The following is a 21,344-nucleotide window of genomic DNA, read 5'->3' on the forward strand; positions in this document are numbered from 1 at the left end:
GCGCGGCCGCCGCGCCGGACGCCGTCGCGCTGATCGACGACGCGGGCGAGACGACCTATGCGGCGCTGCTCGACCAGTGCGACCGGCGCGCGGCGGCGCTCACCGCGCTGGGCGTGCGGCAGGGCGACGTCGTGGCGGTGTGCGCGGGCCGCACGGCGGCGACGCTGCAGACCGTGCTCGCGCTGTTCCGGATCGGCGCCGTGTATCTGCCGCTCGATCCCGCGTTGCCGGAAGCGCGCCATCGCTTCATGGTGGATGACGCGCGCCCGGTGGCGATCGTCGGCGATGCCGCCGCGCCCGCCTGCCTGCGCGCGTGCGGCGTGCAATTCGTCGAGCAGGCGGCGCTGGCGGAAGCGGGGCAGGCCGCGTTGGCCGCCGCGCCGCGCGTGAGCCCCGGTGACCCGGCCTACATTCTCTATACGTCCGGCTCGACCGGCACGCCGAAGGGTGTGCTGTGCCGCCAGGAAGGCATCCTCGCGCTGTTCGACGCGCTCGCGCACACCTATCCGCTGGCGGCGGGCGATCGCGTGCTGTGGAAGACCGCGCAATCGTTCGATGTTTCGCTTACCGAAATGCTATGGCCGTTGATGAAGGGCGCCGCGATCGTGATCGCGCGGCCGGACGGCCAGTACGATCCGCGCTACCTGCAGCGCGCGATCGAACGGCATCGCGTGACGGTGGTCAATTTCGTGCCGTCGATGCTGCACCTGTTCCTGCAGTCGCTCGACGCCGGCGCGGCGAGCCCGCTGCGCGCCGTGTTCGCTGCCGGCGAGCCGCTGCTGCCCGCGACCGTCGAGCTGGCGGCGCGCGTGCTGCCGCACACGCCGCTGTTCAACGCATACGGCCCGACCGAGGCCAGCATCTACGCAACCGTGTGGCGCTGCGCGAGCGGCCCCGTGTTGATCGGCCGCGCGGTGGGCGACGTCGGCACGCATATCCTCGCGCCCGATCTCGCGCGGCTGCCGATCGGCGCGACCGGCGAGCTGTACCTCTCCGGCCGGGCGCTGGCGTCGGGCTACCTGAACCGGCCCGAGCTGAGCGCGGAGCGCTTCGTGCCGAACCCGTATGCGACGGGCGACGCGGATCGCGTGCTGTATCGCACCGGCGACCTGGCCCGCTTCGACCGGCACGGTGACATCGAATTCGTGGGTCGCGACGACCAGCAGGTCAAGGTGCGCGGCTTCCGCATCGAGACGGGTGAAGTCGAGTCGGTGCTGGGCCGCCATCCGGGCGTCGCCAAAGTCGCGGTGCTGGCGCGTTCGGGCAGCGCGGGCGCTGTGCTCTGCGCGTTCGTGCAGGCGGCAGGCGCGCTGCCGGACGGCGCGCTGAAGGCGCATGCGCAACAGGCGCTGCCGCCGTACATGGTGCCCGACCGGATCGTCATGCTCGACGCGATGCCGATGACCGGCAGCGGCAAGATCGATCGCCTCAGGCTGGCCGACTGGCCGCTCGACGCGGCCGGCACGCCCGGCCAGGCCGGCCCCGCCAGCGCCGCACGCCGCACGCCTGGCGATGCCGAGGCCGCGGTCGCGGCGATCTGGCGCGACGTGCTCGGCCTCGCCGAGATCGATCCGGACACCAACTTCTTCGACGCGGGCGGCCACTCGCTCGCGTTGATCCAGTGCCAGGCGCGGCTTCGTCGCGAGTTCGGCCGCGACGTGGACATCGATCACCTGTTCCGCTACACGACCATTCGCACGCTGGCCGGCTGGCTGTCCGCGCCTGGCGAGCCGTCAACCGGCGCCGGCGGCGCGGCTGCGGCCGCAAGCGCGTCGCCGGTCGACAGCCGCGACGTCGCGATCATCGGGATGAGCGCGGCCGTTTCGGGCGCGGACGACGTCGAGCAGTTCTGGCACATGCTGCTCGCGGGCGAGGACGGCATCACCCGGCTCGACGACGCGCGGCTGCGCGCGCTCGGCGTGCCGGACGACCTGCTCGGCAATCCGCGCTTCGTCGCCGCGCGCGGGTTGATACGCGATCCTGACTGTTTCGATGCCGCGTTCTTCGGCTACACGCCGCGCGAGGCAGAGATCATGGATCCGCAGCAGCGCAAGCTGATGGAGGAAAGCTATCGCGCGCTCGAGGACGCCGGTTACGCCGGGCCCGGGCCCGCGCGCGACGTGGGCGTCTACGTCGGCGTGGGCGCGAGCCAGTACCTCGCGAACCACGTGCTCGGCAACCGCGACGCGGTCGAGGCGCTCGGGCTGTACCAGATCAACGTGCTCAACCAGCCCGCGACGCAGATTGCGTACCGGCTGAACCTCACCGGCCCCGCGGTCACGCTGAACACCGCGTGCTCGACGTCGCTGGTCGCGTTGCACATGGCCGCACGCGCGGTCGCGCAGGGCGATTGCGAACTCGCGCTCGCGGGTGCGGCGTCGATCGGCGTCGACGGTGTGCCGGGCTACCTGCACCGCACCGGCGGGATCTTTTCCGCGGACGGCTATTGCCGCGCGTTCGACGCGGCTGCGAGCGGCACCGTCGAAGGCAGCGGCGCGGGTGCGGTGGTGCTGAAGCGGCTCGATCTCGCACGCCGCGACGGCGATCACGTGTATGCGGTCCTCAAGGGCTCCGCGATCAACAACGACGGCCACGACAAGGCCGGCTACACCGCGCCGAGCCCTGCGGGCCAGGCACGGGTGATCCGCGCCGCACTGGCGGACGCCGGCGTGGACGCCGCGTCGGTCGGCTATGTCGAGACGCACGGCACCGGCACGCTGCTCGGCGATCCGATCGAAATGGCTGCGCTGAAGGCGACCTACGGACAGCACCCCGTGCGTGCGCCGCGCATGCTCGGCGCGGTCAAGACGAGCGTCGGGCACCTGGACAGCGCGGCGGGGCTCGCGGGCGTGATCAAGGCGGCGCTCGCGCTCGAACGCGGCAAGGTGCCGGGCACGCTGCACTTCGACACGCCCAATCCGCTGCTCGAACTCGACGACGCGGCCTTCCGCATCACGGCGCAAGCGGCCGACTGGCCGGACGGCGGCGCTGCGCCGCGCCGCGCGGCCGTCAGTTCGTTCGGCATCGGCGGCACCAATGCGCACGTGATCCTGGAAGCCGCGCCGCCCGAGGCGGACGCGCCGTCGGCCGCTGCCGCGCATTGCCTGCGGTTGTCGGCCGCCACGCCGGACGGGCTGCGGCGCGCGGCGGACGGCCTCGCCGCCGCGCTGCGCCGCCACCCGGAATGGGCGCTGGCCGACGTTGCGCATACGCTGCAGGCCGCCCGGCAGGACCACGCGTGCCGGGCGTTCGTGGTCGCCGAGTCGCGCGACACGGCGCTCGATGCGCTGGCGGCGGGTGTGTCGCCGGCCACCGACGACGCGCCGCACGCGCGCCCGGTGATTTTCCTGTTCACCGGGCAGGGCGTGCAGGCCGCCGGCATGGCGCGCGACCTGCATCGCGAGAACCCGGTGTTCCGCGCCGCGCTCGACGAGGTGTGCGGGCGGTTCGCGGGCGCGGCCGGGCTGGCGCTCGAACCCTATCTGCTGGGCGACGCGAGCACCACCGATACGGCGCTGGTCCAGCCGCTGCTGTTCGCGTACGAGTACGCGCTGTATCAGGCATGGGCTGCGCTGGGCGTGACGCCGGACTACCTGATCGGCCACAGCGTCGGCGAACTGGTCGCCGCGTGCTGCGCGGGCGTGTTCTCGCTCGACGAGGCGGTCGGCCTCGTGGCGGCGCGTGCCGCGGCGATGCAGGCGCAGCCGGCCGGCGCGATGCTGTCCGTATCGATTGCGGAAGACGAGCTGGCCGCGCAACTGCCGCCGGCGCTCGCCGTCGCGGCGGTCAACGGGCCGCTGCAGTGCGTGGTGTCCGGCCCGGTGGATGCGGTCGACGTGTTCGCGGCGCACCTGCGCAACACGGGTATCGCGCATGCGCGGCTCGCGTCGTCGCATGCGTTCCATTCGCCGATGATGGCGGACGCGGCCGTGCGCGTGCAGGCGCATGCCGCGACGATGACGCTGCGCGCGCCGCGCATCCCGTTGATCTCCAACCTCGACGGCACGCTGCTGGACGCGCAGCGCGCCACCGATCCGGCGTACTGGGCCGCGCACGTGCTCGGCACCGTGCGCTTCTCGGCGGGCGTGCGGACGCTGGCGGCGCTGGGCGACGCGTTGTGGGTCGAGATCGGCCCGCGCGACGTGCTGGCGGCGCTGGTGCGCGGGCATCGCTGCGCGCCGGCCGACGCAGTGCTGGCAAGCTTCACGGAGCGCACGCCGCGCACGATGGCGACCTTGCTCACCGGCTACGGCCGGCTGTGGGCGACGGGCGCGCGCCTGACACGCCGCGACGCGTACGCGGGCGAGCGCCGCAAGCGCCTGCCGTTGCCGGGCTATCCGTTCGAGCGGACGCGTCACTGGCTGTCCGCCCAGCAACGCGGCCCCATCGAGCGCGTGCAGCCGGAGGCGCCGGCCGTTGCGCTGGTGGCTGCACCGGCAGTGACCGACACGCCGCCCGCCGCACCGGTCGAAACCGATGACGTGCGGCACGCATTGACGCGCATCTGGACGGAGTGCCTCGGCCATGAGCGGATCACGCCGGCCGACGATTTCTTCGAACTGGGCGGCGATTCGCTGCTGGCCGGGCGCGTTCTCACGCGGATTCACGAGCGGCTGAATGCGGAGCTGACGCTCGAGGCGTTCTTCAGTGCGCCGACGATCGACGGGCTGGCCCGCGCGATTCGCGTGCAGGCCGAACCGGCGCAGCCCGCCGGGCGGGTGGCAACGACGCAGCACGGCCTGCCGGCCGCCGGGCCGCGTCGTGCACCGATGTCGTTCCAGCAGCGCCGGCTGTGGACGCTCGAACGGCTCGGCATGGGCGGTTCGGTCTTTCATCTGCCGCAATGTCTGCACCTGCACGGCGATGTCGATCGTGCCGCGCTGCACGCGGCGCTCGCCGGGCTGGTTGCGCGCCATCCGGTGCTGCGCACGTCGTTTCACGAGGGGCCGGACGGCAGTGGCGAGCAGCACGTGCATGCCGACGCGGCGGTCGCGCTGTCGATCCATGCGTACGCAGGCGATACGGACGACGCACGGCGCGCGTTCATCGCGCAGCATCGCGACGCGCTGCGGGCGGAGCCGTTCGATCTCGCTCGGCCGCCGCTGTTTCGCGCGCGGCTGCTCGATCTCGGGCCGCGCCGCGCGTGCCTGCTGATGTCGTTCCATCACATCGTCGTCGATGGCTGGTCGTTCCGGCTGATCGCGCAGGATCTCGCGTCGCTGTACGCCGCGGCGAGCCAGGGGCGCGCGCCGGACGCCGCGCCGCCCGCGTGGGATTACGCGGACTACAGCGAGGAGCAGGCGGCGCGGTTCGCCGCCGGGCACTACGCGGCGCACGAGACGTTCTGGGCGCATCTGGACGGCGCACCGGTGCTCGACCTCGGCGGCGACCGGCGCCGCGCACGCACGCCCGGGCGCCTCGCGCACAGCGGCCGCGTCGCGGTGGACGCCGGACGCGCAGCGCAGGTCGACGCGCTGGCGCGGCGCTTGCGGACGACGCCATACGTCGTGTTCCTGTCCGCGTTCCTGCTGATGCTGTCGCGGCGCACCGGGCAGCGCGACCTGGTGGTCGGCTCGCCGGTCGCCAACCGTGCATCGAGCCGCACCGAAGGACTCGTCGGCTTCTTCGTGAACCTGCTTGCGCTGCGCGTGGCATTCCCGGCAGCCAGCAGCACGCGGGCATGGATCGAACTGGTGCGCGACTGCGTGATGGCCGCGCACGCGCACCAGGACTATCCGTTCGAGAAGCTGGTCGAGCGCTTCGCGGGCCCGCGCGACACGTCGCTGACGCCGCTGTTCCAGGTGGTGTTCTCGATGCAGGAGGCGCCGGTTCGCACCGTGCAGACCGGCGCGCTGGAGGTCGCGTTCGAGGACACGCCGGAAACGGAAACCGAATACGACCTGACGATGAACCTGCATCGCGACGGCGCGGGCTACGGCGGCGTGCTGCTGACGCGCGACGGCGCACTGGAGCGGGGCGAGGCGGGCGAGGTGGTCGAACAGTTCCAGGCGGCGCTGGATCTCCTGCTGACGCTGCCGGACGATGCGCCGCTGGGCGACGCGGGCGTGCTGTCGGCTGCGCAGCGGCAGGCATGGCAAGCGGCGTCCGGGACGGCCGACGCGTCCGCGTGGGCCGCGTCCGACCTCATGTCGCTGCTGGCGGGCACGCTGACGGCCGGCAACGCTGCGCCCGCGGTTGCCACGGCGCACGAGACGCTCAGTTACGGGGCGCTGCGGGCGCGGGTGGAGCAGGTCGCGGGCGCACTGCACACACACGGCGTTCGCGCCGGCGACCGCGTCGCGCTGTGCTTGCCGACGGGGCTCGACGCACTGGTGGCGCTGCTCGGCGTGCTGCGCGCCGGGGCGACCTACCTGCCGCTCGATCCCGCCGCGCCGGCTGTGCGGCAGCACGCGATCCTGTCGCAGGCGGCGCCGGTGCTGCTCGTGCACGACGCCGCAGCGGCGCCGCCGGCGTGGCCCGGCTGCGCGGCGCTCACGTTCGCCGCGCTTGGCGACACGCCCGCCGGCGCGCTGCCCGCAGGTATCGATCCGCAACAGGCCGCCTATACGCTGTTCACGTCCGGCTCGACCGGCGTGCCGAAGGGCGTCGACGTCAGTCATCGGGCGGTCGCGCACAAGATCCAGGCGCTGTGCGCCGCGTATCGCATGACGGCCGACGACCGGGTCGTGCAGTTCTCGTCGCTCGTGTTCGACGTGTCGATCGAGGAGATCTTCACGGCGCTGTCCACCGGCGCCTGCCTGCTGCTGCTCGACCGCGCGGCGTGGCCGACGCTCGGTGCGTTCAGCGGCCTGCTCGACGCGCAACGCGCGACCGTGCTCAACCTGCCCGCGTCGTTCTGGCGCGAATGGGTGCGGGGGATCCGGCTCGGCGAGGCCGCGCTGCCGGCGCAGTTGCGTCTGGTCGTGACGGGCAGCGAGACGGTGCCGCTCGCGGCGGTGCAGGCATGGCGCGCCGTGACGGGCGGCCGCGTGGCGCTGATGAACGCATACGGGCTGACGGAAAGCGTGATCACGTCCGTCGTGCACGACGTGCCGGCCGATGCGCGCCCGGACGAACGCGACGTGCCGATCGGCGCGCCGCTGCCGGGCACCACGGCCTATGTGCTCGACGCGCACCTGCAACCGGTGCCGCCGCTGTGTCGCGGCGAGCTTTACCTGGGCGGCAGCGCGCTCGCGAGCGGTTACCCGGGCCGCCCCGGGCAGACGGCCGCGGCGTTCCTGCCGGATCCGTTCTCCGGACAGCCGGGCGCGCGCATGTATCGCACCGGCGACCTCGTGCGGCGCGACGCGGCGGGCGCGCTGGTCTACCTCGGCCGCGGCGATCGCCAGATCAAGGTGCGCGGGGTGCGCGTCGACCTGGCCGAAGTGGAGGCGCTGCTGCTCGAACAGCACGGCGTGCGCGAGGCGGCGGTGCGGCTGTCGAGCGGGCACGACGCGCTGGCGCCGCGCCTGGAGGCGTTCATCGTCGTCGGCCCTGGCGCGTCGGGCGCGCCGGACATGCCACGCGAGGCGGCGCGCGAGCGGCTGCGCGCGCTGCGCCGCGTCGCGCCGGCGCATCTGGTGCCGCATGCGCTGGCCATCGTGCCGTCGCTGCCCAAGACGTCCGGCGACAAGATCGACCGCCAGTGGGTGTCGACGGCGGTGCTGCCCGACGAGGCCGCGGGCGGCGACGAAACGCCGCCGCTGCGCGCGCTGCTGACGGTGCTGCGCGACGTGCTGCGGCTGGAGCGGATCGGCCGGGACGACAACTACTTCGGGCTGGGCGGCGATTCCATCCTGGTGCTGCGGGCCGTCGCGCAACTGAACCGGGCGGGCTGGGCGGTCGATCCGCAGGATTTCTTCGCCAGTCCGACCCTCGCGGACCTGGCCGATTGCCTGCGGCCGCTGGCGGCGCGACCGGAGGCGGACGAGGTGTCCGGGTTCCCGTTGACGCCGTATCAACGGCGCGTGTTGCAGCGCCCGCACGCACACCACTGGAACCGCTCGCTGCTCGTTCAGGCCGCGCAGCCGCTCGACGCCGACGCGCTGCTGGCTGCGTTCCGTTCGCTGCTCGACGCGCACCCGGGGCTGCGCTGCGTATTCGACCACGACACGCTGCCGGGCCGCGTCGCGCCTGCGGACGCGGACGCCGCGCAGCGCTGCTTCAGCAGCCACGACCTCGGCTCGGCAGACGATGCGGCGCGCTTCATCGCCGCGCACAGCACGACGCTGCAGCAGGGCTTCGATCTGGCCCACGGGCCGCTGATCCGGATCGCGCACTACCGGTGCGGTGCGGCCGGCGACCGGCTGCTGCTCGTCGTGCACGGGCTGGTGGCGGACAGCCATGGCTGGGCGGTGCTGCTGGACGACCTCGCCAACGCGTATGCGGCGCATGCGAACGGCCGGACGCCGGCACTGGCCGCGCCGACGCTGGCGTACCCGGCCTATCTTCGCGCGCTGGACGCCCGCATTGCCGCCGCGCGGCAGGCCGGCGCAACCGCCGCGTACCTCGCGCCGATGGCGGGCAACGTCGCGCTGCCGCGGGATCGGCACGCGGCACGCGGCGAGAACGCCGAGGCCAGCCAGCAGGTCGTGCGCGACCGGCTGACGGGCGAGGCCGCGCAACGGTTGCTGGCCGTCGTGCCGCAGCGCCTGCGCGTGAAAGCCGCCACCGTCGCGATCGCGGCGGCCGCGCGCGCACTGACCGATTGGGCGGGGGGCGCGGTGGTCGCCGATCTCGGCCGGCACGGCCGCGACTGGCTCGACGACGGGCCGGCGGTCGAGCGCGCGGTCGGCTGCTTCGTCTGTGACGTGCCGCTGCTGTTGCCGCATCACGCCGGCGTGCCGAGCGTCGCGGCGCTGCGCGAATGGGAGGCGACGCTCGCCGCGCTGCCGCCGGCCGCGCTGGGCGGCGCGGACGAACCGCCGCCCGCCGGCGTCGATCCCGACGCGTGGCGGCGCTGCGTGCAGCCGCAGGTCAGCGTCGATTTCGTGTCGGCGGCCGCTGCGCGCCCGTCCGCATGGTTCTCCGCCGCCACCGAGGCGGTGGGCGCGGACCGCGCGGCGACCGACGAACGTTCGCACCTGCTGAACCTCGTTTGCGTCGCGGGCGACGGCGAACTCGCGTTCGAGTGCCGTTACAGCGACGCCGTGCATACGCGCGCCACCGCCGAACAACTGCTGCGCCGGTGGCGCGAGCACATCGAGGCCGCGCTCGCGCTTGTCGCCGACGCAGCCGTTCCCGTAGTCGAACACGATCATTCCTGACATGACCCAGATCTACCTGAAACCGAACGTCGTCTTCGAACCGCTGATCAATCAATGGTATGCGTGGACGTTCCTGCTGCAGCCGGCGACCTGCGCGCTGGTGATGAAGCAGGTACACCTGCGCATCATGGAGTCCTTCATCCGCGCGCCGGAGTTGCACCGGCGTTCCGCCGCGAAGATGGCCGGCGGGCCGTTCCTCAACGGCGGCCGGGAGCTCGTGCCGGCGGTCGATGCGCTGATCCGCGACACCCGCACGCGCGCCGCGCCGCTGCTGGTGCTGGCGGACGCGCTGCGCGAGCTCGACGAGCTGCTTGCACGGGAAGGGGGCGGCGATACGCTGTCGCCGCTGTATGCGCGGGTGCCCGAGCCGTTGAAGGGGTTCGTCGAGCTGGGCTACGACCTGCGCGGCCACGCGTCGTACCGGCTGTTCGAGCGGTTGCTGTACGACAGCGCAGGCTATCTCGACGCGCTGCAGAGCGTGAACGGCTTCCTCGCGACCAGCGACGACCGGAGCTTCATGCTCAGCACGCCGCGCTTTCCCGACGAGCACATGGTGGAGATCCGCCTGCCGTTCCGTGACGCGCTGTACGACGAGCTGTTCGCGGCCCGCCACGCGGGCGCCGCGCCGGACCTGATCGACCGTCTGCTCGCGCATGCGGAGGGCGGTGCCGCCCGGCGCGCGGCGCTCGAAACCTGGTTCACCGACGCGCCGCCGCCGCGCCCGCCGTCGGCACCGGCGCGCGCGGGGCAGCAGCCGGTGCGGGTGCGCTACTTCAACCATGCGACGGTGCTGGTCGAAACCGCGGAATTTTCGCTGCTGACGGATCCGATCGTCGGTTATCCGCTCGGGCAGGGCGAGGATCCGTTCACGTTCGCGGATCTGCCCGAGCGCATCGACTACGTGCTGCTGACTCACAATCACCAGGATCACATCGTGCTCGAGAGCCTGCTGCAGCTACGGCACCGGATCGGCACGCTGGTGGTGCCGCGCAGCCACGGCGGGTTCCTGCAGGACCCGTCGATCCGGCTCGCGCTCGAGGCGTGCGGGTTCGAACGAGTCGTCGAGGTCGGCGAGCTGGACAGCGTGCCCGTGCCGGGCGGCGAGATCGTGGCGCTGCCGTTCCTCGGCGAGCACGGCGATCTGCATATCGCCGCGAAGATGGCCTTCGCGCTGAAGGTGGACGGCAAGAGCATGCTGTTCGCGGCCGACTCGAACAACCTGCAGCCGGAGCTGTACCAGCGCATCGCGCAGCGCATCGGCCGGATCGGCACGCTGTTCATCGGCATGGAGTGCGAAGGCGCGCCGATGTCCTGGCTGTACGGCGCGCTCCTGAACGAGCCGCTCGGGCGGCAGTTCGACCAGAACCGCCGGCTGAACGGCTCCGACTGCGAGCGTGCGTGGCCGCTGGTCGAGTGCTTCGCACCGCGCCAGGTGTTCGTCTATGCGATGGGCGCGGAGCCGTGGCTCAAGTTCATCTCCAGCATCGAATACGCGCCGACCTCGCTGCCGATCGTCGAATCGGACAAGCTGATCGCGCGCTGCCACGCGCACGACATCCAGTCCGAGCGGCTGTACCTGAAGAAGGAAATCATCCTCTGAGCGCGGGCGGCCGCGCGGCCGCCTGCACCGTCTCGTCGAATCGTCGAACCAGGAAAACATTCCCCATGCCGGATCGTCATCCGTCCCGTGTCGCTACCGTCTTCAAGATGCTCGCCGCCACCGCCGTGCTGCTGCTGGTGATTGCCGCGGGCGTGCTGTATTGGGCGCTGCCCGCCGCGACCGGCTATGCGTCGCATTACCTGTGCGTGCGCGTGCTCGCCGGCGGCGACGGCAATGCGCGCGCCGTGTTCGCGCGCGAAGTGAAGCCGATCAATCCGTTGTTCAACTTCGTCACGTACCGGATCGACCGTGCGCGACAGACCGTCGAGGCCGCCGGGCTCGGCGTGCTGCGCGCGACGGTCGCGCTGTACCGGCCGGGCCTCGGCTGCACGATCGCGCCGGCCGACGCGCTCGACGCGTTGCGCATACAGGGCCGCGGCCTTGCGCTGCCGCCCGCCGCGGCCGATGCCGACGACGTCGACACCGCCGGCGATGCTGCGCCGTCCGATGTTCCGCCGGCGCTGCGCAGTGTGCTGGAGCGCGCGGTGGCGGAGCCGTCGCCCGGGTCGCTGCGCAACACGCTGGCCGTGGTCGTGCGACAGGACGGCAAGCTCGTCGGCGAGCGGTACGCGCCGGGCGTCACGGCCGACACCCCGTTGCTCGGCTGGTCGATGACGAAGACGGTTACCGCATTGCTGGCGGGCGTACTGGCCCGCGACGGCAAGCTGACGCTCGCGCAGGATCGCCTGCTGGACGACTGGGCATCGCCCGGCGATCCGCGCCAGGCGATCCAGTTGCGGAACCTGCTGCAATGGACGAGCGGGCTGGACTACCAGGAAGGCTATCTGCCCGGCTCGGACACGACGAAGATGCTGTACCAGTCGACCGACATGGCGCGCTTCGTCGCGAGCCGGCCGCTGAAGGTCGCGCCCGGCCGCGAGGTGGACTACCAGAGCGGCGGCAGCGTGCTGGTCGCGAAGATCGTCGCGCGGGCGGTCTCGCCGCAGCCGCTCGACATCGTGCCGTTCGCGCGGGCGCGGCTGTTCGAGCCGCTCGGCATCCGCACCGCGATGATGGAGCCCGACGCGTCGGGCACGCTGGTCGGCGGCAGCTACATGCTGGCGTCGGCGCGGGACTGGTCGAAGCTCGGCCAGTTGATCCTCCAGCACGGCGTGTGGCATGGCACGCGCATCGTCGATCCCGACTGGGTGCGGTTCATGGCGACGCCCCAGGCGGCGCGGCACGACGGCCGGCTCGGCGCGCATCTGTGGCTGAACGCCGGCGTCGGCGGCGCGCGGCGGTTTCCGTCGCTGCCGGAGGACGTGACGATGATGGACGGCTTCAATCACCAGCTGGTGGTGATCGTGCCGTCGTGCCGCGCGGTCATCACCCGGCTGGGCGCGACGGTGGACCGCAGCTGGGACACCGAACGCTTCGTTGCCGACGTGATGGCGAGCCTGCCAGGCTGCACGGCCCCGGCAACCACGACTGCTGCGAGGTAAGCGAATCATGACGATCATCGTACGTGACGCGGTGGCCGCCGATATGCCGGCCCTGCGCGAACTGTTCCTGCACTCGCGCCGCGAGACTTTCGTGTGGCAGCCGGCGGGTGCGTTCCAGCTGGCCGACTTCGAGGTCCAGACGGAGGGCGAGCGGCTGAGGATCGCCGAGGACGACGGCGGGCGGCTTGCCGGCTTCGTGTCGGTCTGGGAGCCCGACCATTTCATCCATCACCTGCACGTGTACCGGCCGCGCCACCGCAGCGGCGTCGGCCGGGCGCTGCTGCGCGCGCTGCCGGGCTGGCCGGCCACGCGCTACCGGCTCAAGTGCCTGCGCGCCAACGCGCCGGCGCTGGCGTTCTATGCCGCGTGCGGCTTCGTCGAGATCGGCGCCGGCAGCGCGGAAGACGGCGAGTACCTGCTGCTCGAGTCCGGCGGCAAGGACGGCCGATGACCGTCCACCTGCGGTACTGCCTGCAGCAGGCGGCGTTGTGGGGCACCTTCGGCCTCGTGCTGCCGGTCGTCACGCTGTTCCTGCTGCACAACCATTTCACGCTGTTCGAGATCGGGCTTTACGCGGCGCTGTTCAGCCTGTCGACCATTGCGCTGGAACTGCCGTTCGGTGCGATGGCCGACCGCGTGGGCCGCATCCGGACCTATCGCATCTCGCTGCTGATGAACAGCGTCGGCTGCGCGCTGATGCTGTGTTTCAGCCAGAAGCCGATGCTGTACCTCGCCGCGGCGAGCTTCGGCGTCGCGCGTGCGATGAGTTCCGGCACCGTCGACGCGTGGTACGTCGGCCTGCTGCGCGAGCACGGCGAGACGAAGCGGATTCCGTATTTTCTCGGCCGCGCGGAGCTGGCCTCCGCGCTCGGGCTGGCGAGCATGTCGCTGGTCGGCGGCGTGCTCCCGGACCTGATCGGCAGCCGCCTGTTCGACAACCCGTACAAGATCGGCCTGGCGCTCGCGTGCGGTCTGTTCATCGTGCTGCTGGGCCTGACGTCGTGGTTTTTCGCCGAGGCCGAGCAGGCGCCGCACGAGGCGGCGCCGGCCGGCAGGATGCTCGACGATCTTCGCGAACTGGTCCGGTTTGCGTGGCACGGCGGCGCGGTGCGGCCGCTGATCCTGCTCTGCATGCTGCTCGGCGGCGTCGTGTCGGTGCTGGAGAGCTACTGGCCGGTGGTGTTGAAGACGCTCGTGCCGACGCATGGCGCGACCTGGGCGTTCGGCCTGTTCCTCACGCTGATGCTGGTCGTGAAGGGCGCGGGCGGCTGGGCGTCGTATCGCGTGATGAAGCATTGCGCCGCACGGCCGGCGCTCGCCGTGACGCTGCCGTTCGCCGGGCTTTCCGTGAGCCTCGTGCTGACGCTTTGGGCGAACCACGTGGTCGCATTCGGCGTCGTGCTGAGCGGGGTCGCGCTGTTCCTCGGCATTGCCGGCGCGGTGGTCAACGCGGTGCTGCATCACCGGACGCCCGATGCGTTGCGATCGCGCGCCGTCTCGTTCTTTTCGCTGGTGTTCCAGCTCGGCAGCATGATCGCGTCGATCCTGCTCGGCTACCTGGTCAGCCAGTGGGGCGTGCAGGCGGTGTGGTGCGGCGTCGGCGTGCTGGTCGCGGCGGCGTCCGGGTACGGCGCGTCGATCGGCGGCTGGGCTGCCGGCCCGGTGGAAGAGGCGAAGGCGACGGCGCGCGTGTAGGGCCGGGCGCGCCGGTTCGATTCAGGTGCGATGCGTCATGCGGTAGCGGCAATCTTTTTCGTTTTGTCACCCCACGATAGCCAAGGAGAGCGACTTTGAAACAGGAGATGCACAACGCGATTCACGAGACGCTGGATGCGCTCGTGTCGCAGTACGGGATAGCGGAGCTCGAACGCGTGATCGAGTTCGTCAACATCAACACGGGGCGGGTTCCGCTGCCCGAGTTGCCGAAACATCAGCGGCCGTTGCTGTTCTATTTCCCGGGGCTGGACGGGAAGCCGTGGTACGAGGCGTCCGATTATCCGGAGCTCGAGGCGTTCACGTCGACGATCGAGGCGTCGGTCGACGTGCTGCGCGAGGAGTTTCTCGCGCAGGTGACCACGCCGATGCTGCTGCCGTACGAAGAGCAGGTGGCGGGACGGTTCGAGTCGATCCGGCGCAACGACTGGGGGTCGTTCTATTTCCGGCGCAAGGGCGAGCCCGAGGTCGAGGAGAATTGCCGCCGCTGCCCGCGCACCGCGGCGCTGATGCGGCAGGTGCAGGATTTCCTCAGCCCGAGCGGCGCCTTCATCTTTTCGGTGATCCAGGGCGGTACGCGGATTCCGCCGCATTCGGACACGACGAATCTCAAGCTGACCTGCCAGCTTCCGCTGATCGTGCCGCAGGGCTCGCGGCTGCGCGTCGGCGACGAGACCCGCGAGTGGCCGGACCGCCGCGCGATCATATTCGACGACACGTTCGAGCATGAGAGCTGGAACGACAGCGACGAGCCGCGGGTTTGCCTGCTGGTCGATATCTGGCATCCGGGAATCACGCGTATCGAGCGGGACGCGGTCGAGCGGCTCGACGCGGCGATCAGCCAGCATCTCGGGCTGGATTTCCGGCCGCCCTGGGCGGAAGCGGCCGCGGCGTAACGCGGGGAAGGGCGGCCGGCGGCGGTCGCCTTTCGATCATCGACCGATAGCGGTCCGGCCGGGCCGCCGCGCCTGGTTTTCGACGGACGCGCCATTCGTGAACAATCGGAAATGCGCCCGTTGCGGCGCCGTCAGCGATTCGCGATGCGTTTGTCGATTTCCGGTTCGGACGACACGATTTTGATTGCCGGCCTGTATTTCGCCACCCCTTCCGCGCTCAGCCGGAAATCCCACGCGGTATCCGGCGTCATCGTTTCCATGGATTGGTCCGTCGCCCGACGAAGAGGCGATTCGGCCTGTCGCGCATCCTGACGATTTCATCGCGGCAACTATCCCGGGTCGCCAGCCGCGCTGCGTGACGCGGCCGGCGGCCGATGCAGCAGAAAGCGGGTCTTGGCCAACGTTCGGCGATCTTCCTTCCTGGCTGCCGCTTCAATCAACGCGCCTGCGCTTGCCAGCCAGCCAGCCCCATCCGAAGGCAATGCCTCCGGGTTCGATAAAACGGATCGTCCAGGGAAATAATCCGCCGGAATGATGCATTCGGGGTCAAATGGTCGCGCAAGCTTCCTTCAGACTTGTTAGGATTGTAGGCGCGGCGAAAGGGGGCTCGGCTCGCGTATCGCACGGCATGCGCAACCGGATGGCGCCGGGGCGGTACGAAAACCCGCGCATGACAACGGGCCGGAATGGCAACTGAGAGACCGGCGACTGGCCCGAGCAGACTCAATTTTGAACCACAAGGACGTCAACAACATGAAGGCCACACGCCTCCAGGTCGCTGCGACACTGGTCGCTTTCGCGCTCGCTACGGGATGCCCGGCGCCGATCGCCTTTGCCAAGAGTTCCGGTTTCAGCTCGAGCCGCTCGTCGTCCGGATCGAGCTCCGGGTCCAGCCGTTCGTCGTACAGTTCCAGTTCCAGTTCCAGCTCGAGTTCCAGCCGGTCCTCCTACGGTTCGAGTTACGGCTCCAGCTCCAGCTCCAACTCCAGCCGCTCCTCTTACAGTTCCAGTTACGGGTCGAGCTCCAGCCGCTCGACTTACAGTTCGAGTCCTAGCTCAAGTTCCAGCCGCTCCGATTACAGTTCGAGTCCCGGCTCGAGCTCCAGTCGCTCGACTTACAGTTCGAGTCCCAGCTCCAGCTCCAGCCGCTCCGATTACAGTTCGAGTCCCGGCTCGAGCTCCAGTCGCTCGACTTACAGTTCGAGTCCCAGCTCAAGCTCCAGTCGCTCCGATTACAGTTCGAGTCCCAGCTCGAGCTCCAGTCGCTCGACTTACAGTTCGAGTCCCAGCTCAAGCTCCAGCCGCTCCGATTACAGTTCGAGTCCCGGCTCAAGCTCCAGTCGCTCGACTTACAGTTCGAGTCCCGGCTCAAGCTCCAGCCGTTCCTCTTACAGTGCGACCCCCGGCTCCAGCAGCTCATACAGTGCGTCGAACTACAAGAGCGCTTCCGCTTATGACGCACCGGCCCGTTCGTCGGCCAGTCCGTCCGATGGGTCCGGCACGTCCGGGAAGTCGGGGTTCAGCAGTTCGGGCTCGAAGAAGGTCATTGCCGCGACTGCGCTGGGTGGGGCGCTGTATGCCGCCCAGTCGAGCCGTGACGCGGCTGCGACGCTGAATTCGAGCGAGTCGTCGCACAGCGGCAGTGATGGCAGCAACGCCAGCAACAGCAACTCGCCCGACCACGGCACGTCCAGCAATCCGCATTCGTACGGGGCGCGAAACGACGCGCCGCCGCCGCCGTCGTACAGCGCACCGCCACCGCCGGTCGCGGCACAGCCATCCAATGGCAGCAACGGGCTCCTGCTCGGCTATATGCTCGGGCGCAGCAGCGCGCCGCGCGAAACGGTCGTCGTGCAGCAGCCGGAGAGGCGCGCGTCAGATTCGGGCAATGCGTCGGTGTATCGGCACGTGCCCGACGACGATGCGACGCCGGATGCCGAGGTCGCCACATCCGATGTCCAGCATGCCCAGGCGGCGAAGCCGCCGGCAAAGGAACGCAAGAACGTGTGGCTGGGTGCAGTCGTGGTGTTGGGCGGCCTTTTTCTCGCCGTGTGGCTTGTCGTCGCGCTGTTCAGACGTGCGCGCCGCGCGTGGTTGGAGCGGAAGGCACGCTACATGTCCCACACCAACTACCGCCTCTGAGAAACGACGCACATGGGAATTCTTGAACTCGCTCGCCGTATCGGCGGAAAGCGCCTCGACGATCTTGCGCGCGCGCAGGTCGATCAACCGGAGCGGGTCGACACCGGGCTGCCGTTCGGCGCGCGTATCGGCGGCATGATCGAGCTGGTGCTGGCCGATTTCGCGCTGCTCGAAGGGTCGCTGCTGGTTGTGCCGCCGGCTGTGCAGATGCCGATCGTCGCGGTCAGCCGCCTGCATGTCGACGCCGATGCGGATCTGTCGATCTTCCGGCTGTACACGGATACGGGCACGGACAGGAACGGGCAGGGTGCGTTCCTTCAGGTCATGACCGGCAACGACGATCCCCGGGATGTGCGCGAAACCGCGTACTACCAGTTCCTGTATCGCGAATATCCGCTGACGGCCGAGGAACAGGACGCCTTCCGCGGCCACGGCTACGGCCTCGGGCAGGACCGCTACGACATGGATCGCGACGAGCTTGCCCAGATCGCACACCTCGCCACGCAGCCGGCACGCGTCGATGCGCTGCTCGGCGGCAACGACGCGATCGGCTTCGAGCGCGATGCGCCGGGCGGCGACTACGTCCGGCCGTGGACGGCCAGGGAGCGCCGGCTGGACGACGGCGTCGGCCAGAAGGGCGTCGAGAAGACGCATTCGTTCATGCAATACGTGCGGCGCCTGCCGGCCGGCCCGGCGCAGGAAAGTGGCCCGATCGAGCGCCTGTGGATCGATTTCGAGCATGTCGAGACGATGGACGGGCGTCCGGACGAGGCCGTCTGGGTCGACTATTTCGCCGGTCTTGCCATCGATCCGCTGCGCGTCAAGGTTTTCTGAGGCGCGAAGCCGCCTCGATCCGTTCGCAACCCGCAACCCGCAACTCAAGATTGACCAAGGAGCACACCATGTCTGGCTGGAAACTCGTTTCGTCGCTTCTCGCGAAACACGTTGGTACCGTAGGCGACCGCCTCGCGCAGCAGATCGCCGCATTCGATCCGGAAACGGCGACGCAAGTCGACCGCGACAACCTTCAGGCGAAGCTGCACGAAGTGGCGGTCAAGCTGGCCGAGGCCAGGCAGAAGAACGGCGCTGCGCAGAAGGCGGCCGCGGATCTGAAGGCGAGCATCGACGGCGACATGAAGGCGGCGGTCGTGCTGATCGACAAGTTCGAAAAGCAGGAGATCAACGAGCTGACCCTGACGCAGTTCACCAACGATCTCGAGCGTCGCAAGCAGGATCTGCCGCGGCGTCAGGCCGAAGCGGACGGCGCCCAGCAACTCGTCGATACGCTGCAGGAAATTCTGACGACCGTCGAAACCCAGGTGAACGAGTTCGACGCGAAAGCGCGTGCGGCGATGGCCGACCTCGCGCAGGCACAGGCCGACCGCGAGCGGGCGCAGTTGATGCAGCAACAGCAGGATGAACTGAGCCGGCTGCGTGCGGGCACCGGTGGCGCGTCGACCGGGCTCGGCGCGTTGCAGGCGGCGGCCTCCCAGGCGCGCGTCGCCGCGGATGCCGCGCAAACGGTGGCGGCCATCGGGCAGAAACCGCTCGATCAACAGGCGGCGGTCGAAGAAGCGCGTCGCATCGCGGCAGGCGGAGCGGCCGCGGGTTCGGAGTCGGCGGTCGAGCGCTTGCGCAGGCTCTCGCAGTCGTAATCGACGAGGCCGCGCGCCGGCGATGACGGCGCGCGGCTCGGCGGTGCCAAGGCGGTGGCGGTACGGCGTGCCCGGATGCCGCGCTTCCGGAAGCCGTCGCGCGCAGTCCGGTGACGTCGCGCAGGCGTGCATCGGCCGGCGAACCTGCAAAGTCGAGTCATGGCCGGCGTCGAGGTCGGGCGGCACGGGAATCGGCAAGCTGCTATGCTCGATTGTCCTCACCGGAGAATCGCCAAATGAGACGCTTGCTCCTGCTCTGGAAAACCGCCCGACGCGACCTGCGCGTCCTTTGGACCGCCCTGAGCCACCCTGATCGTCCGGGTTGGCTGATTCCCGTGCTCGGGCTCGTCGCCGTCTATGCGCTTGAGCCGTTCAATATCGCGATACCGCTGCTCGGTCTCGTCGACGATGCCGTCCTGGTGCCGATCGTCCTGCACCTGATCGTCCTCGGGCTGCCCGTTTCGCTCCGTAGCGCGGCCGTACGGTAGCCCGACACGCTCACGCGTCGCTCAGAGGCTGTCCAGAAACGCCTGCGTGACCGCAACCCACGGCCCGTTCCCGTCATTGTTCGCATCGTATTCGACAGCAGGATTCTGGCCGCCCCAGATGATCAGGCCGGCCGCGCTGGTGCTTCGGATCGTGTTCAGCATGCTTTGCCAGGTCGACGCGGGAATCAAGGTCGTGTTCTGGTCGTAGTACTGCGGCCAGACGTACGGAAACACCGGATGCGTGCCCGTGCTGCTCTGGCGATCGATCGTCCCGGTGGTGGCGAGGTCGGCGTTGAGCTGCGGGGCCCATGCCGCGCCCGTATACGGCGATGTCCCGTTGGCCTTCACGTATTCGCTCGGGAAATACGCGGTCCGGCCGTTGTTGAGATCCATCAATTGCGCGATGTCGCGATAGGCACTGGCTGAATCCACCGTGCTGATGTTGGCCGCATTCGCGAGCCCGTACCACCCGAGTACGCGATTGGGGCGAATCGCCTGGGTCCATTGCTGGAGTTGGTTGAGGATCGCGAACCGGTTGGCAATCGTCGCCGTGCTGCCGGTCAGGTACAGCTTTTCGCAGTCGAGCACGAGATAGCCGGCCGAGTCGGCCGGCGTCGGATCGTACGTGTTGACCAGTGCCTCCCAGTCGCTCTGCGACGGCAGCTTCACCTTGCCCGTCGATGCATCGTACGTGAGCGGCTGGCAGTAACGGGCCGGGATGAAGTTGGTCTTGACCGCGCCGTGTCCGAGCGAGACATCGGCATAGGCGGTGTTGTCCAGCACGGTAAACGACGATGCGGCATCGACGTCGCGTGGATGGGTGACCGCAAGCGCGATCAGTGCTGCCGTGCCGACGCCGGCTGCGACCAACGAGCGCGGGCGGATGGATCGGGAATGCATGGTTCGACTCCAGGTTGGCGAGGTGGAAGAACGTGGCGCGATGCGCAGGGACTGCGCCGACCGGCCACGCCGGCTAGAACACCGTCTCGATGCCGGCATAAACGCCGGTTTGTCCATGGCCCGGCGCGGGGTTCGTGCCCCAGCCGGCGTTCATCGGCCCGAGCCCCGGGCTTTGTGGATTGACGCCGAAATTGGCGTTGGCGCTGTTGAACACGTGCGCGGCCATGCTGTACAGGAAGGTCCGCTTCGACAGGTCGTACATGCAGCCGACGCCGACCATCGTCACGCGCGACTCGCCGTCGTGATCGGCGGTCCACTTGCCGGGGCCGACCTTCATCGTGTAGGCCGCGCCCTGCAGATGGAAAAACGGGTTCACGTCATATGTGAGGCCGGCCCACCAGAGGTCGGCGCGATCGGACAGTCCTGCCGGCGTGTCGGGCGCGGAGTAGTGCGTGTAGGCGGCCTGCACGCGAAACGGGCCGAACCGGTCGCGCACGCCGACGAACAGCTCGCGCGAGTAGCTGAACAGGTTGTTCTCGATACCCTGCGCGTTGCGGATCTCGTCCCACACCACCCGCACCTGGAAGTCGCCGTGCGTGTAGGCGCCGCTGAAGCCGTCCGCGCGCCCGGCCTTGCCCGCGTTGGCCGGATCGCCCGCATTGAAGCTCGTCGGGCTGTTGCCCAGGTTCAGCTCGGCGTCGAACGAGAAGCCGTGCAGGTCGGGCGACAGGTAGCGGATGCCGTTGGAGAGGCGGGAGCCGTTCCGGTAGGCGACGAACGACTGGGCGCCGAAATTCTCTTCGAGCAGCGGGTCGTATTCCCACACGTAATTGTTGAGCATGGGCCCCTGGCCGAAGCGGATCGTGCCGAAGGTGTCGTTCTTCAACCCGACCCAGGCCGCGCGCTGGAAGATCAGCCCGGCGACCAGCGAACCGGTCGGCGTGAACGCCGACTCGAGCCAGAACAGCGCGTGATTGCCGTTCCCCAGATCTTCCGTGCCCTTCAGGCCGATGATGTTGACGCCCCAGTCGCTGCCTTGCGACCAGCGCGACGCGGCCCCGAGCGGCGTCTGCACGCCGCTCGTGTACTGGACGTCGCCGCCCAGGCGCCCCCATAGCAGGACGTTCGATTGCGCATGTGCGAAGGTCGTTACGAAGCATGCAAGCGCGAAAGCCATTCCGC

At 69.9% G+C, this 21,344-nt stretch carries 14 protein-coding genes; 10 read left to right on the top strand and 4 right to left on the bottom strand.

Annotation, left to right across the window (positions count from 1 at the left end; genetic code table 11):
- The 6 genes from BLA15945_RS27885 to BLA15945_RS27910 all read left to right on the top strand — a co-directional run.
- On the top strand, positions 1-9,266 hold a 9,266-nt coding region (locus BLA15945_RS27885; RefSeq protein WP_174993881.1), incomplete at its 5' end, for a non-ribosomal peptide synthetase/type I polyketide synthase.
- A gap of 1 nt (position 9,267) precedes the next feature.
- Entirely contained in the window at positions 9,268-10,866 is a 1,599-nt protein-coding gene (locus BLA15945_RS27890) for an MBL fold metallo-hydrolase (RefSeq protein WP_233464305.1), read from the top strand.
- Positions 10,867-10,931: 65 nt separating this feature from the next.
- Complete coding sequence (locus BLA15945_RS27895) at positions 10,932-12,368, top strand: serine hydrolase domain-containing protein (protein WP_174993882.1); 1,437 nt, start codon at positions 10,932-10,934, stop codon at positions 12,366-12,368.
- A gap of 7 nt (positions 12,369-12,375) precedes the next feature.
- Positions 12,376-12,819, top strand: coding sequence for a GNAT family N-acetyltransferase (locus tag BLA15945_RS27900; RefSeq protein ID WP_174993883.1), 444 nt, complete (start codon positions 12,376-12,378; stop codon positions 12,817-12,819).
- Positions 12,816-14,063, top strand: coding sequence for an MFS transporter (locus BLA15945_RS27905; protein ID WP_059241800.1), 1,248 nt, complete (start codon positions 12,816-12,818; stop codon positions 14,061-14,063). The genes BLA15945_RS27900 and BLA15945_RS27905 overlap by 4 nt, the downstream gene beginning before the upstream one ends.
- Before the next feature lie 95 nt (positions 14,064-14,158).
- On the top strand, positions 14,159-14,977 hold the full coding sequence (locus tag BLA15945_RS27910; RefSeq protein WP_081052122.1) for an aspartyl/asparaginyl beta-hydroxylase domain-containing protein: 819 nt from the start codon (positions 14,159-14,161) through the stop codon (positions 14,975-14,977).
- Between the two features lie 329 nt (positions 14,978-15,306).
- Here BLA15945_RS27910 and BLA15945_RS37895 read toward each other — a convergent pair whose 3' ends face one another.
- Together BLA15945_RS37895 and BLA15945_RS27920 are read right to left on the bottom strand one after the other, a co-directional pair.
- The gene (locus tag BLA15945_RS37895; protein WP_265095827.1) at positions 15,307-15,459 is read right to left on the bottom strand and encodes an ATP-dependent Clp protease proteolytic subunit; all 153 of its coding nucleotides are present in this window, start codon (positions 15,457-15,459) and stop codon (positions 15,307-15,309) included.
- Between the two features lie 969 nt (positions 15,460-16,428).
- Positions 16,429-16,770, bottom strand: coding sequence for a hypothetical protein (locus tag BLA15945_RS27920; protein ID WP_155627348.1), 342 nt, complete (start codon positions 16,768-16,770; stop codon positions 16,429-16,431).
- A 19-nt stretch (positions 16,771-16,789) separates the two neighbouring features.
- Between BLA15945_RS27920 and BLA15945_RS27925 the strand changes: the two genes are divergently transcribed.
- From BLA15945_RS27925 to BLA15945_RS27940, 4 genes are all read left to right on the top strand, one after another.
- Positions 16,790-17,119, top strand: a complete 330-nt coding sequence (locus BLA15945_RS27925) for a hypothetical protein (RefSeq protein ID WP_174993884.1) — start codon at positions 16,790-16,792, stop codon at positions 17,117-17,119.
- 12 nt (positions 17,120-17,131) lie between these two features.
- On the top strand, positions 17,132-17,953 hold the full coding sequence (locus BLA15945_RS27930) for a DUF2491 family protein (protein WP_059241792.1): 822 nt from the start codon (positions 17,132-17,134) through the stop codon (positions 17,951-17,953).
- Positions 17,954-18,003: 50 nt separating this feature from the next.
- Positions 18,004-18,774, top strand: coding sequence for a hypothetical protein (locus BLA15945_RS27935; protein WP_226196792.1), 771 nt, complete (start codon positions 18,004-18,006; stop codon positions 18,772-18,774).
- A gap of 236 nt (positions 18,775-19,010) precedes the next feature.
- On the top strand, positions 19,011-19,262 hold the full coding sequence (locus BLA15945_RS27940) for a YkvA family protein (protein WP_059241788.1): 252 nt from the start codon (positions 19,011-19,013) through the stop codon (positions 19,260-19,262).
- 21 nt (positions 19,263-19,283) lie between these two features.
- Here the strand turns inward: BLA15945_RS27940 and BLA15945_RS27945 are convergent, their stop codons facing one another.
- Positions 19,284-20,162: a hypothetical protein gene (locus BLA15945_RS27945; RefSeq protein WP_174993885.1), complete on the bottom strand. Its 879-nt coding sequence runs from the start codon at positions 20,160-20,162 to the stop codon at positions 19,284-19,286.
- A gap of 73 nt (positions 20,163-20,235) precedes the next feature.
- Positions 20,236-21,339, bottom strand: a complete 1,104-nt coding sequence (locus BLA15945_RS27950) for a porin (protein ID WP_059241784.1) — start codon at positions 21,337-21,339, stop codon at positions 20,236-20,238.
- Positions 21,340-21,344 lie beyond the last annotated feature (5 nt).

Origin of the sequence: Burkholderia arboris (genome assembly GCF_902499125.1) — a bacterium.
Taxonomy (GTDB): domain Bacteria; phylum Pseudomonadota; class Gammaproteobacteria; order Burkholderiales; family Burkholderiaceae; genus Burkholderia; species Burkholderia arboris.

What these genes read in the sequence shown, in the direction of transcription:
- BLA15945_RS27905 (WP_059241800.1), top strand. Translation starts at nt 12,816, where the DNA reads ATGACCGTCCACCTGCGGTACTGCCTGCAGCAGGCGGCGTTGTGGGGC.
- BLA15945_RS27930 (WP_059241792.1), top strand. Translation starts at nt 17,132, where the DNA reads ATGGGAATTCTTGAACTCGCTCGCCGTATCGGCGGAAAGCGCCTCGAC.
- BLA15945_RS27940 (WP_059241788.1), top strand. Translation starts at nt 19,011, where the DNA reads ATGAGACGCTTGCTCCTGCTCTGGAAAACCGCCCGACGCGACCTGCGC.
- BLA15945_RS27945 (WP_174993885.1), bottom strand. Translation starts at nt 20,162, where the DNA reads ATGCATTCCCGATCCATCCGCCCGCGCTCGTTGGTCGCAGCCGGCGTC.
- BLA15945_RS27895 (WP_174993882.1), top strand. Translation starts at nt 10,932, where the DNA reads ATGCCGGATCGTCATCCGTCCCGTGTCGCTACCGTCTTCAAGATGCTC.
- BLA15945_RS27925 (WP_174993884.1), top strand. Translation starts at nt 16,790, where the DNA reads ATGCTCGGGCGCAGCAGCGCGCCGCGCGAAACGGTCGTCGTGCAGCAG.
- BLA15945_RS27890 (WP_233464305.1), top strand. Translation starts at nt 9,268, where the DNA reads ATGACCCAGATCTACCTGAAACCGAACGTCGTCTTCGAACCGCTGATC.
- BLA15945_RS27950 (WP_059241784.1), bottom strand. Translation starts at nt 21,339, where the DNA reads ATGGCTTTCGCGCTTGCATGCTTCGTAACGACCTTCGCACATGCGCAA.
- BLA15945_RS27900 (WP_174993883.1), top strand. Translation starts at nt 12,376, where the DNA reads ATGACGATCATCGTACGTGACGCGGTGGCCGCCGATATGCCGGCCCTG.